Source organism: Chitinophaga sp. CF418 (assembly GCF_900142925.1).
In the GTDB taxonomy this organism is placed as follows: Bacteria; Bacteroidota; Bacteroidia; order Chitinophagales; family Chitinophagaceae; genus Chitinophaga.
Map to the genome: position 1 here is coordinate 1,054,076 of NZ_FRCN01000001.1, position 13,205 is coordinate 1,067,280.

9 protein-coding genes are annotated in these 13,205 nt (G+C 44.7%); 5 read left to right on the forward strand and 4 right to left on the reverse strand.

Annotated elements, in window-relative coordinates; all coding sequences use genetic code 11:
- The 4 genes from F3I09_RS04370 to F3I09_RS04385 form a co-directional block, all read right to left on the reverse strand.
- Nucleotides 1–693 carry a LytTR family DNA-binding domain-containing protein gene (locus F3I09_RS04370; RefSeq protein WP_149693805.1) on the reverse strand — a complete coding sequence of 231 codons (693 nt, stop codon included), beginning with the start codon at nt 691–693 and terminating at the stop codon, nt 1–3.
- Nucleotides 690–2,198, reverse strand: a complete 1,509-nt coding sequence (locus F3I09_RS04375; protein ID WP_149693806.1) for a sensor histidine kinase — start codon at nt 2,196–2,198, stop codon at nt 690–692. Before F3I09_RS04375 ends, F3I09_RS04370 begins: the two co-directional genes overlap by 4 nt.
- Before the next feature lie 69 nt (nt 2,199–2,267).
- Nucleotides 2,268–3,830, reverse strand: a complete 1,563-nt coding sequence (locus F3I09_RS04380; protein ID WP_149693807.1) for an NAD(P)/FAD-dependent oxidoreductase — start codon at nt 3,828–3,830, stop codon at nt 2,268–2,270.
- A 103-nt stretch (nt 3,831–3,933) separates the two neighbouring features.
- The gene (locus F3I09_RS04385) at nt 3,934–4,317 is read right to left on the reverse strand and encodes a DUF3127 domain-containing protein (RefSeq protein ID WP_149693808.1); all 384 of its coding nucleotides are present in this window, start codon (nt 4,315–4,317) and stop codon (nt 3,934–3,936) included.
- A gap of 589 nt (nt 4,318–4,906) precedes the next feature.
- Here F3I09_RS04385 and dnaA point away from each other — a divergent pair.
- From dnaA to F3I09_RS04410, 5 genes are all read left to right on the forward strand, one after another.
- On the forward strand, nt 4,907–6,340 hold the full coding sequence (gene dnaA, locus F3I09_RS04390) for a chromosomal replication initiator protein DnaA (protein ID WP_149693809.1): 1,434 nt from the start codon (nt 4,907–4,909) through the stop codon (nt 6,338–6,340).
- Nucleotides 6,341–6,469: 129 nt separating this feature from the next.
- Complete coding sequence (locus F3I09_RS04395) at nt 6,470–7,033, forward strand: RNA polymerase sigma factor (RefSeq protein WP_188133677.1); 564 nt, start codon at nt 6,470–6,472, stop codon at nt 7,031–7,033.
- Nucleotides 7,034–7,120: 87 nt separating this feature from the next.
- Nucleotides 7,121–8,080, forward strand: a complete 960-nt coding sequence (locus tag F3I09_RS04400; protein WP_149693811.1) for a FecR family protein — start codon at nt 7,121–7,123, stop codon at nt 8,078–8,080.
- 122 nt (nt 8,081–8,202) lie between these two features.
- Complete coding sequence (locus F3I09_RS04405) at nt 8,203–11,604, forward strand: TonB-dependent receptor (RefSeq protein ID WP_149693812.1); 3,402 nt, start codon at nt 8,203–8,205, stop codon at nt 11,602–11,604.
- A gap of 20 nt (nt 11,605–11,624) precedes the next feature.
- The gene (locus F3I09_RS04410) at nt 11,625–13,139 is read left to right on the forward strand and encodes a RagB/SusD family nutrient uptake outer membrane protein (protein WP_149693813.1); all 1,515 of its coding nucleotides are present in this window, start codon (nt 11,625–11,627) and stop codon (nt 13,137–13,139) included.
- Nucleotides 13,140–13,205 lie beyond the last annotated feature (66 nt).

Here is a 13,205-nt window from a genome sequence, read left to right on the forward strand (position 1 = left end):
TTACCTCAATATACTCTCTGCTGCGTGTGCATAAGCTGCGCCGATGCTGACAGGCACCTGGCCGATGTATAGACAGTTCCTGTCTGCCTTTTCGATTTTGTTGTTAGCTACGATGAATGACCTGTGTACACGGGTGAACTTATCCGGCGGTAGAAGGGCAAGGGCTTCCTGCATGGACAGGCGGGAAAGAATGCGCTTATCTTTCAAAACGAAACTGATATAGTTACCGGCACTCTCCAGGTATAAGATATCATCAAACGGTACTTTGTATTGTTCATAACCACTCTTGATCATGATATGAGCAGGCACATCTGATTTCTGACGTTGTTGTATCAGTTCCTGCAATCCTTTTGCTTTGTTGCATGCTTTCAGGAAGCGTTCAAAAGAAAATGGTTTCAATAAATAGTCCAGTGCATCCAGTTCGAAGCTTTGTACAGCATGTTCGGAATAAGCAGTGGTAAATATCACCATAGGTCCGCCGGGTAAGGTGGTCATCAGCTCCAGACCGGAGATGTCAGGCATACGTATATCGAGGAACAACAGGTCTACTTTTTCCTGCTGCAGGTATTCCAGTGCCTTGAAGGGATCAGTAAAATATTCTTTGATCTCCAGGAAAGGGACTTGCGCCGCATGTGTACGTATTACGGACAATGCCACCTGTTCATCATCTATAGCAATAGCAGTTAATTTCATACTATTTGAATGGTGAGATGTACAAAATATTCAGTGGCTGTTTCCCGGATATTCAACTCATGCTTATCAGGATACAACAATGCCAGGCGCTGCCGTACATTGACCAATCCAATCCCCATACTGTCTTTCTCTACTTCAACGGCCCTATGTGCATGTACAGTATTGTATACATCAAAATAGATCTTGTCAGGAGTGCAGGATAAAGATATGGTGATACGTGATTTGCTGCGCAGGCTGATGCCATGTTTAAACGCATTCTCCAGGAAAGGGATCAGCAACATAGGCGCTATTTCATGATCGCAATGCGCATCATTTATGTTGACTTCGATCTGTATATCCGGCGCTCCCTGTGCACGTAAACGTTGCAGTGCAATATAATTTTCCAGGTAAGCTATTTCCTTGGTGAGAGATATACGTTCCAGCAAGTTATCATGCAACATGAAGCGCATCATATCCCCCAGTTTCTGAATGCCTTCACTGGTGGATGATGCTTTTTCCATCAATGCAGTACCATATAAAGTATTCAGTGCGTTAAAGAGAAAATGTGGGTTGATCTGCCAACGTAAAAAGTCCAGTCCTGTCTCAGATTGATCAAGCGCTTTACGTAATCCGAGGATGGTATTACTGCGGGACTGCCGCATGTTGAATATCCATAATGATAATGGCAACACCAGGAGCAACGCACCTGCATATAAAGCAAAACAAAATGCCAGTAGTGCCGACGCTTCAACATGGTGATCCATGATCCAGAACAGCGGGAGCAGTGCTAAAACCATCAGGCAGACAAATGCCGCATCTCTTATCAATATACGGATGTTCTGATGCAGGCGGTAACGTGGAAGCAGACGATACTGTAATATAAGATAAGTGCCACCGAAGTACAAACCAACGAAGAACATAAAAATACCTTTTTCAATAGTTCTTCTTCCCGGCAATATCAATGTAATTGCTGCAAGCAGGAGCAGCATAGTGATCAGTTCTACGATCACCTGGTTGAACCATGGTTTCTTAGAGATCTTCGGATGCAGCTGCTGAAAGTATAAATACCTGACAGCATAGTACAATGCATATAAGGTGGCATAAAAAATTGTAATGATAAAAGCTGACTTTGCGCAATGCATATGTACGCCACGCACAGTTTTGTATACACCAAATAAGTAACCGTCATACCATGTGGAAGCGACCATTATAACCAGGAATACCGTTCCACAGCTGATCAGTAATAATGGCACTCCTGTTTTCCAGCGTCCATTCTCAAAAAAAGAAGGAATGATCCAGGTGTTTACACTCAGGAAAGCAAGGTATACAACTGTAATATGCGCAAGCAATGGTAACAGGTAATGTTTATAATAGTCAAACACCTGGTGATACCTGGCGAACTTATAACCATACTCATGTTGCAGATCAAATACGTTATAAGAAACACTCTTATATAAAAGAGAGAATATAATCAACAGGAAAAGCCCTGTTGCAACACCTAGTTCTGTTTTTCTTAGCTGGTTCATGAGGATAAAACTTTCGGCAATGATAGTTATCCCTTTTACACTTTTTTAAAAAGTGTGATAAAACGGATATTATGCGTGATAGAAAGCCACAATCCGCTCTGCTACCCGTTCTCCATCCATAGCTGCAGACACAATACCGCCTGCATATCCGGCTCCTTCCCCACAAGGGTACAATCCGCTGATCTGGGGATGCATTAGCGTATCATCTTCACGTGGAATACGTACGGGAGAAGAAGTGCGGGACTCTGTAGCAACGAGAATAGCATCGGCAGTATAGTATCCCTTCATCTTACGGCCAAACGCTTTAAAAGCGGCAGCCAGCCTTTGGTGCACACTAACGGGCAGGACTTCACGGAGATCAACACTGTTTACACCAGGCAAATAAGAGCAGGGGGGCAAGGTTGTGGAAACCTTATTGTGTACAAAATCCGTCATCCGTTGAGCGGGCGCTACAAATTGTCCGCCGCCGGCTGTAAAGGCATCGCGCTCTACCATCTGCTGATAATACATAGCGGCCAGCGGGCCTTTATCTGCAAAAGGTACAAAGTCTGTTTCATCAACGGTAACTACCATCCCGGAATTAGCGTAGGGGTTATCACGTCTCGAAGGAGACCATCCATTCACCACCAGTTCTCCCGGATCTGTTGACGCTGGCGCAATGATACCACCAGGACACATACAGAAAGAGAACACGCCTCGTCCTTCCACCTGTTCTACAAGACTATAGCTGGCTGGGGGTAAGTACTCATTTCTCGTAGGACAATGATACTGTGCACTGTCAATTAAAGCCTGCGGATGTTCTACACGAACCCCCAGGGCAAATGGTTTTGCAGCGATGAGAATATTTTTCTGATGTAACAGGTGAAAGATGTCCCTGGCGGAGTGGCCAGTGGCCAGGATTACCTGGGAGGCAGAGAAGGTTTGTCCGCCGGCAGTCTGCACACCTGTTACCTGATTATTCTTCGTTAAAATATCAGTTACTTTTTGTTCAAATAATACCATACCACCACTATTGATGATCTGCTCACGCATGGCTACAATAATATGTGGTAATTTATTGGTACCTATATGGGGATGTGCATCATACATGATCTTTTCAGTAGCACCAAAATGAACAAAGATGCTGAGTATGCGATTAATGTCACCACGCTTATTGGAGCGTGTATATAATTTACCATCAGAATAAGTACCCGCCCCGCCTTCACCGAAGCAGTAATTGGATTCGGGATTGACGATGCCTGTTTTATTCAATGCGGCCAGATCTCTCCGTCTTGCCCGTACGTCCTTGCCACGCTCCAGTACAATAGGTTTTATACCGGCTTCAATGAGACGCAGTGCAGCAAACAATCCTGCAGGGCCAGCACCTATGATGATTGCCTGAGGAGCATCTGCCGGTAATATATCATATATCGGTATGATGCGTTCCCTTTCCTGGAAAGGCTCATTCACAAACACTTTGACAGTAAGCATGAAATAGACTTGTCTGGAACGGGCGTCAATAGAGCGTTTGAGCAGATGGAAGCCAGTGATGGCAGAAGGCTTTACACTAAGAGCAGCAGCAGCCTCCCCGATAATAGTGATGTCGGAAGCCGCCTGGGACGGCAGCAATTTGAGAGAGAGTTGTTGAATCATATACACAATGGTTAGGTAGTTATCCTAACAATTGAAAACGGATACCCGTATTTCAGGTATCCGTTTCCAGTTATTTTGTTAACGAGTTGTTATTGTCAGGGCATTAAAATGGCAGATCATCAGCCTGACCACCTCCGGAAGATACTTCCTGGGAAGCATTATAGTTAGGCATTGAATCTGTAGAAGATCCGCCTGCCACAACAGATTCCATGCGCCATGCATCAAGGTTTGTAATGTAATTCACCCTGCCGTCCTTTTCCCAGCGGGTTCCTTTGATGTTGAAGTAAACCTTCACGGTTTCACCTTCATTGAAGCGATCTACGATAGCAGTTCTGTCCTGCACCGCCTGGAACTTGATGTAGTTGTTTATAACGCGGCCATTGATATCATCAGACTTTTCGATAACGAACTCCCTGGTTTTAAAGGTTTCGCTACGCTGCATCGTATTATACTTCACGATCAGTTTTCCGGTTATTTCAAAACTCATATAAAAATTTTTAGCTGTTCAGAGGGCCAAAGATAGGTTTTTTAGCAGAAGTCCCACGCAATAAAATTTAAAACAAGCAGTTATAAAAGAGGTCTCACAACGTGCGGGCGCGTATATAATAATTTTGCATGGTATTTGCTAACCTAAAGGACATTTTTTTAAATGCAATTACTAACATAGTTTTGCACCCCCGCAATGGAATTATCAACATTCGGAGCGATCATTTTTAGTGGTCAAGATGTGGCTTGTGATTGCGTACAATAGTATTTTATCAGTAAGTACACATATCTATGACAAACAAGTTAATGTCAATTGGAAAAGCCTGGCTATCAAAGCAGTGCAGTACTGACTTTCATCATGTTAAAATGGTAAAAAAACAAGCTCAAAAAAGAGAATAAAAACAGCAAAAAACAGAGTCGGCAAACTGTTATCAGAGAAATAAAAACAAGGGGAGATAAATTTTTTTTTTCAACATTTTCTACTGATATTCGTCGTCCTGTCTGAAAATCTATCAACTCCCCACGTTGATAAGATTTACAATTCGAGAACAATCCTTAATTTAAGAACAACATTAATTTACAATAGCTCAATGAATAAAACTTGCGAACAAGTTTGGGAAAGGTGTCTTAATATAATTAGGGATATTGTGGAATGGCAGCCATTTAAAACCTGGTTTGAACCCATTAAACCCATCCAGCTTGAAAACAATGTTTTAACTATTCAGGTGCCTAGCCAGTTTTTTTATGAATACCTGGAAGAGCACTATGTGGGACTGCTTGGAAAAACAATCAAACGCGAACTGGGAAAAGAAGCACGACTTGAGTATCGCATTGTGGTGGAAAACGGTACTCCTCACCAGCATCCTAAGACAGTAAACATGCCTGGACAGTTTGCAAACAGTAAGAAGGACAGCGAAGTTGATTTTCCGTTAACTATACAGAACCCTGTAAAGAATCCATTTGTCATTCCAGGCATCAAGCGTGTACAGATCGACTCACAACTGAACCCGCACTATACGCTGGAATCTTTTATTGAAGGTGATTGTAATCGTGTAGCACGCAGAGCAGGTAAAACTGTATCTGAAAAACCAGGTGGCACATCATTCAATCCGTTAGTTATATATGGTAGTGTTGGTCTTGGTAAGACACACCTTGCCCAGGCAATAGGAAATGAAGTAAAACGCATTCATCCTAACAAGGCTGTATTATATGTAAGTGCGGAGAAATTCATCAATCAGTTTATTGATCACTCCAAGAATAGTATCATCAATGATTTTATTCACTTCTATCAGTTAATAGATGTATTGATCGTAGATGATATACAATTTTTCGCGCGTGCAGAAAAAACTCAGGATGCGTTCTTTGCCATCTTCAACCATCTGCATCAATCCGGTAAACAACTTATCTTAACTTCAGACAAACCGCCAAAAGATCTTGACGGATTACAGGAAAGGCTGCTGAGCCGTTTCCGCTGGGGATTAAGCGCAGACATGCAAATGCCCGACTTCGAAACACGCATGGAAATTCTTGAAATGAAAATGCGTAACGATGGTCTGGAAATGCCGAAGGAAGTAGTGAAGTATGTTGCATATAATATACAGAACAACGTACGTGAACTGGAAGGTGCACTGATCTCCCTGCTGGCCCAGTCCTCTCTTAACAGAAAAGAGATAGATCTGGAACTGGCGAAACGTGTATTGAAATCTTTCGTAAAGACCTCTTCCAAAGAGATCACCATCGAAAGCATACAAAAAATGGTGTGCGAATATTTCGATGTGCCTTACGACAAGTTATTGCAGAAGACACGTAAACGTGAAATAGTACAGGCACGGCAGATCACCATGTACCTGGCTAAATCATTCACCAAGAATTCTCTGAAAACCATCGGAGAGCATTTCGGCGGACGGGATCACACAACGGTTATCCACTCCTGCCAGACTGTAAAAGACCTGATGGATACTGACAATGCATTCCGTGACAATGTAATTGAACTGCAGCAGAAAGTACAACTGGCTGCCATGTAATATTCCCCCTATACGCTACCTTATTAGTCCCGGGTAAATCGCCCGGGATTTTTTTTTACCCTATTACACCCTGTTTAACAATTTCATAATTTAGAGCAGCTACAGCAGTTCATAACAACCAATAACTTTGTGACACGTTATACTATGTCAAAAGAAGGTCAATATACTTTATGGCGTTCCCTACGGACGGGCAATGAAACTGCCTTCCGCCAGTTGTTCGAAGAATACTGGGAACCTCTATTCACCTATGCCTGTAAAATTACCAGGGACCATTCTCTGGCGCAGGATAGTGTACAAGGCCTCTTTATCCATCTCTGGGAAAAACATGACGCATTGCCTGAAGTAACTGCCATCCTGCCATATCTTCGTAGCGCCCTCAGAAACAGGCTGCTTAACGCCCTCCGCGATGAGCACGTCTATCAGAAACATGTCGATATCTTCACACAGGTGCTTGATACCAATGCACCTTCTTCCTCCGATCAGCTACACCTTAAAGAAACCGAACAACAACTGCTGCTTTCCATCAACCGCCTTCCCGGTAAAATGAAAGATGTATTCTACCTCCACCGGATGGAAGACCTCTCGGTAGCCGAGATCGCTTGCAAGCTTGGCACCTCCCCACAAACCATCCGGAACCAGCTCAGTACCGCTATGCAACGGTTGCGGAATGGCTGGAAAACGATCGCCGGCTGATTCTTATATTACCGAATTGTTAACGCTGGGTGGTCCAATAGTTAAAATTCCTGTTTCCAGTGTCTTATTATAAACCACAAGAACAGTTTGGACAAAGGGACACTATTAGCACTACTGGAAAAATTCCGTCAGGGCGAATGCACCCCGGAAGAAGAGGCACTTTTATCTGAATGGCTGGATGCGCTGGAACGGGACAATGATGTACCCGAACTATCTGCTTTAGAAATGCAGCAGATCAAAAAGAACATGCAACAGCAGATATGGCCCGATCCTGCTATCCGCCGCCGCCGCATAGGCCTGCGTATAGTGAGGATAGCAGCGGTAGTAGTCCCATTAATCATCGGGGGATATTTTGCACAACAGTACCTTCAACATCCTTCCAGGCAGTTACCACACTCTTCCTTGGACTGGCAGACCGTAAAAAATACCAGTGGACAATTACAGAAGATCGTACTGCCGGATAATACAGTAGCATTATTAGGTCCTTACAGCACTATTCAGTACCCTGAGCATTTCCCGGACAATGCAAGACCGGTTAAACTGACAGAAGGTAAAGCATTCTTTGATGTAATAAAGGACACACGGCCATTCAGCGTAGAAGACTACAGCGGCGTACGTACCACGGTACTGGGCACCTCTTTTACCATAGAAGCCAGCAACACCTTACATATATCAAGAGTAGCAGTTGCTACCGGCAAGGTACAGGTAGAACGCCAGGGCACCAAACCGGCTACCCTGGGGCCATCAGAAAGATTAACATTCAGTGAACAATCTGTAAAGCAGGACAGCGTTGCGGCCAACGACCTACTGGCATGGACAAAAGGAGAGATTATACTACGCAATGCCACTTTACAGGATCTGCTACTAACTATAAAAAATCAATACGGCATCACAGCTACCACAGCATTGGACGTACACCAGGGGAATTACACATTACACATTCCAGCCACAATGACTTTGCAGGAAGTCCTGGACATTATTGAAAAAATCAGTTACAGACCAAAAATTCATTTTAGCATGCAACACGAGCAACTTCAAGTCAATTAAGAGAATCAGGGATTGACCTCCGTGGCTTAATTCCTCGTTCTTAATACCAGTCCTTAATTCCGCATACTGCTTCCATTCCGGTGGAACAGCTATACTCATGCCTTTACCTTAATCTTTAATATATGCAAAAAAACACTTTACATTTCTCTCTACGGCTTCGCACAGCATTCCTCGCGGGACTTGCGTTGCTCGTACTGGCGTCAACCGCCTTCGCCTCGCATACCAGCGCACAGGCACTGCAAAAGATACTGCAGCGTTTCCAGGTGCAGCAGGGCAGTCTTTCGGCCGCGCTGAAACAACTGGAATCAAAAGCACAGATCAGCCTTGCCTACGATGAAGCTGCACTGCAAAAGATACAGGTGCATGCAAACACTTATCAGAAGAAATCAGTTATCAGCATCCTACAGGATCTGCTTAGCCAGTCTTCGCTGAAATTTGAAGAAAAGTATAACACCGTATTGATTTATGACAGCGCTTCCATCGCTGCCGTTAATACCCTGCAGCCGACAGAAGAAAAAATCACACTGACAGGTGCGGTGTATGATAATAATGGTCCGCTGATCGGTGCTACCGTCATGATCAAAGGAAGCAATAACGGTACCAGTACAGATGCCTCCGGTCATTTCAAATTATCCGCAACAGCTAATGACAACCTGGTGCTGGTAGTAAGCATGATCGGTTTTAAAACACAGGAGATCGCTGTTGGCGGACAACGTAACTTTCAGATCGTACTGGCAGAGAACAGTCTTAACCTGAACCAGCTGGTAGTAGTTGGTTATGGTACACAACGTAAAGCCACTGTATCCGGTGCTGTTGCGGATGTTCAGTTAGACAAACTCAGTTCCCGCTCATTGAACAGTGCTACAGAAGCATTACAGGGTAAAGCTCCTGGTGTGTTCATTCAAAACAACGGTGGTGATCCTACCTCCAATCCTGCAGTTTATGTTCGTGGTATGGGTGGTATCAACGGAGAGCAGGCCATTTATGTAGTAGATGGATCTATCTATAACGGTGGGCCTATCAACCCCAATGATATAGAATCTATTAATGTACTGAAAGATGCGTCTGCCGCTATTTACGGTGCCAGAGCGTCCGGTGGCGTCATACTGATCACTACCAAAAAAGGTAAAGAAGGTGCTGCAACCGTTACGCTGGACGCTAAGACTGGATGGCAGTTTGCTGCTAAAAAGCTCGACCTGCTCACTGCAAAACAATTCGCAGATGTTGAGAACACCGCATATGCAGCAGCAGGCATAGCACCAGCGGATGCTTTTAATGCTACTAAATATCCTGACGGCCAGATTACACGCACAGACTGGCAGGACGAGATCTTCCGCACAGGTAAGGTCCAGGACTACAACGTAGGCGTAAAAGGCGGTACTGAAAAAAGCAGATATTACATGGGCTTTGGTTATCGCCGCAATGAAGGTATCCTGCTGAATACACATGCTGAACGTTATACTTTCCGCATGAACTCAGATGCGCAGATCAAGCCATGGCTGAAAATAGGCGAGAACCTCTCCTTTACCTACAATAACGGCAATGGAGCGAACACCACCAGCCCTTACACCGGCGCTATATTCACGGCACTGGGTTATCCACGTAATATTACTCCGTATACTTCTACAGGTGCATTCAGTGGAATGCCAATCGCTTATGCTGGTTCATATGGAGATCTTGCCAATCCGGTAGCGATCCTTACCAGGATGGATAATAAGGTACCGGTAACCAACATTAACATCAATCCTTACGCTGAAGTAAAACTGATGAAAGAACTGGTATTCCGTTCCAACTTCTCAATTACCAAATCTTTCAGTGATCAGAAGAATTTCACCACCCGTGCACTGGAGATCGGCAAGATCAATACCAGCAACGGGTTGAATGAAAATATCAATAACGGGACCTATCTCCTGTCAGAACAGACGTTAACATACACCAAACAATTTGCAGGAGTACATAACATCACTGCTGTAGCTGGTTATACCTATCAGCACGATGACGATACTTATCTGTATGTATCCGCCAGCGCCTTCGGAGACGAAAGGGACGCTTACCGTTATTTCGACAATGCAGGCGCCTGGGCTAAACCACAGAGTGGAAGATCTCAGTCTGCCATACAATCCTTCCTGGGCCGTGTTAATTACGACTACAAAAGCAAATATCTGCTGACTGTACTGGGTCGCCGGGATGGCAGCTCCAGGGTCGCTCCACAAAACCGTTATCAGAACTACTACTCTGTTTCCGGTGGATGGGTACTGACAGAAGAAGATTTCTTCCATAAGAATGATGTGCTCAGCTTTGCCAAGCTCCGCGCCAGCTATGGCCTCTTAGGTAACCTGGCGAGCCTTCCGGCAAATGCCATCGACATTAACCTGAAATCAGTTAATATCTACACAGGCGCTAATGGTACACAAACCACTGGTCTTGCAGAAGATGCATTGTCCAATCCCAATCTGACATGGGCTAACTCCCGCCAGATAAACATTGGTACCGATCTCGCCTTCTTTAAGAACAGCCTGTCCATCACTGCTGACTACTTCATTAAGAACACTGAGAAGATGATACTGCTGGTAGATCCACCTAGCACTGCAGGTGTCAGCACCGGTATGTACAAAAACATGGGTAAAGCACGTGATAAGGGTTTCGAACTGGGTATTAACTACAATGGTAAAATAGGAAAAGACTTCACATTTGGTGTTGGTGCTACAGCTACAGCCGTTAAGAATAAATTGCTGGAACTGGAACCAGGTAGAAACGAAGTTGTCAGCTCTACTGGCGTCAACGTACGCAGTACACTGAATCCGATCGTAACACGTGTAGGCCACCAGATATATGCTTACAACGTGATCAGAACTGCCGGCATCTTCCAGACACAGGAAGAGATCAATAACTATGTAAACAAAGACGGTGCACTGATCCAGCCGAACGCAAAACCAGGCGACCGTAAGTTCATCGACCAGCCTGACGCTAATGGTGTTCGTGATGGCGTGATCAACAACAACGACAGACAGGTTGTAGGTAGTCCGTTCCCTGATTTCTCCTATGGCCTCAGCCTGAACGCCAGCTATAAAGGATTTGACCTGAACGTGTTCGCACAGGGTGTACAGGGTAATAAACTGTTCAATGCACTGAAATACACCAACATGAACCCCAGCATTGGTACCAACTACAACATGTTGAGCGGGATACTGAATGCATGGACTCCACAGAACACCAACACAGATGTTACCCGTATCATTTCTACCGACAAGAATGGTAACTACGGTAATACTTCTGACTGGTATATTGAGAACGGTTCTTACCTGCGCATCAAGAACATCACCCTCGGCTATACTTTACCGGCCAACCTGACCAACCAGGCACATATCGGTGCAGTAAGATTATATGTAACTACCACCAACCTGTTCACCTTTACCAAATACACCGGTTATGATCCGGAAGTAGGTATGGACGAACTGGGCATCGATAAAGGCCGTTATCCACAGGCTAAGAACGTGCTGATTGGATTGAACGTTAATTTCTAATACACACAATGACGACTACAATGAAGCAATTAATAAAACATATCACCCTCTCCCTGGCAGGACTTTCCCTGCTGGCGGCCTGTAATAAAAAACTGGACATTACTCCCGAGGGAGCCCCCACTGCTGCCAACTTCTGGCAAACGGAAACAGACGCCATTGCCGGCGCCAACTCCATGTATAACCTGTTTGATGATGAAAACTTCTATGGTCGCGGCTACTGGTGGTTTATCAACGCCAGCGATGATATGGTAACCGGGCGTGTGAAAGCCGAAGGCGACAATATCAAAAACTTCAACAGCAATTTCATTGGAGGTTCCTATACAGAAGGACAATGGAGAATGAGATACATCGTGATCAAACGCGCTAATGATGTGATCATGCACGTTCCTTCCATTAACATGGATGAAAAGCTGAAGAACCGTATTCTCGGGGAAGCATATTTCTTCAGTGGTCTTATGTATTTTGAACTGGGTTACACTTATGGCGATGCCCGTGCTGGTGTGCCTATCGTAAAACGTGATAGTCTTACCGGCGACCAACCTATTCCGCGTGTTGCGAACGTTAACATTGTATATGACTATGTAGAGAAGGAATTGTTAAAGGCGGCCTCCCTGCTGCCTTACTTCGACGAATATACCAACGACCTGTACGGCCGTCCGCATAAAACTGCTGCCTACGCATTCCTCAGCAAAATGTTCCTGTACAAAAAGGATTACGCCAATGCAGAGAAATATGCTGACTCAGTTATCCTCAGTGGTAAACATAAACTGCTGGACAACTTCGCAGATGTATTCACCATTGCCAACAACTGGACCAGCGAATATATCTGGTCAGTATACTCCAACTCACAGGGCCCAAGCGGCTGGGGCAGCATTTTGCCAGGCGTTATGCTGGAGAACAAAGGCTGGGGTAAATACAATGGCTGGGGATATTATATGCCTACCAAAGAACTGTATGATTCCTACGAAGCTGGCGATAAAAGAAGGGAAGCAACTATCCTGAAACCAGGCGATCAATTCACCTTCTATGGAGAAGCAAGAACATATGCTTCTACCAACAGCTTGTCCGGTTACCAGTTCCGTAAATACATGGAGCCATTCTCCTATGCTGCCGGCGCTCACCTGAGCCCCAACGGAGACCATCCTACTACAGACCTGAACCTGCCACTGATCCGTTATGCGGAAGTACTGCTTATCAAAGCTGAAGCAGCATTAATGCAGGGTAAGAATGCAGATAAAGAGATCAATATGATCAGACATCGTGCAGGTCTGGCAGACGTAACCAATGCAGACATGACCGAGCTGAAAAAACAACGCCGTTCTGAGCTGGCTGGCGAATGGGCTAACCACCACTTCGACCTGGTACGCTGGGGTGATGCACAGGCTGCCTATGCTAAACCATTACACGGTTTCAGCGGCGCTGAAATATGGCCTGCACGTAACTTCAATCCTGCTATCCATAGTGTATGGCCGGTACCAAGAAGTGAAGTGACCAGCAGTAATGGTGTTGTAAAACAGAACGCCGGCTGGGAATAATATTTTTTCAATTTAATAATTAGGAATTAAGGACCAGGAGTATTAATATTCCGGAACTTAATTCCT

Bases quoted from the DNA above. Each gene is read 5' to 3' on its own strand.
- F3I09_RS04380 (WP_149693807.1), bottom strand. From the start codon at position 3,830: ATGATTCAACAACTCTCTCTCAAATTGCTGCCGTCCCAGGCGGCTTCC.
- F3I09_RS04370 (WP_149693805.1), bottom strand. From the start codon at position 693: ATGAAATTAACTGCTATTGCTATAGATGATGAACAGGTGGCATTGTCC.
- F3I09_RS04385 (WP_149693808.1), bottom strand. From the start codon at position 4,317: ATGAGTTTTGAAATAACCGGAAAACTGATCGTGAAGTATAATACGATG.
- F3I09_RS04375 (WP_149693806.1), bottom strand. From the start codon at position 2,198: ATGAACCAGCTAAGAAAAACAGAACTAGGTGTTGCAACAGGGCTTTTC.
- F3I09_RS04410 (WP_149693813.1), top strand. From the start codon at position 11,625: ATGAAGCAATTAATAAAACATATCACCCTCTCCCTGGCAGGACTTTCC.
- dnaA (WP_149693809.1), top strand. From the start codon at position 4,907: ATGAATAAAACTTGCGAACAAGTTTGGGAAAGGTGTCTTAATATAATT.
- F3I09_RS04405 (WP_149693812.1), top strand. From the start codon at position 8,203: ATGCAAAAAAACACTTTACATTTCTCTCTACGGCTTCGCACAGCATTC.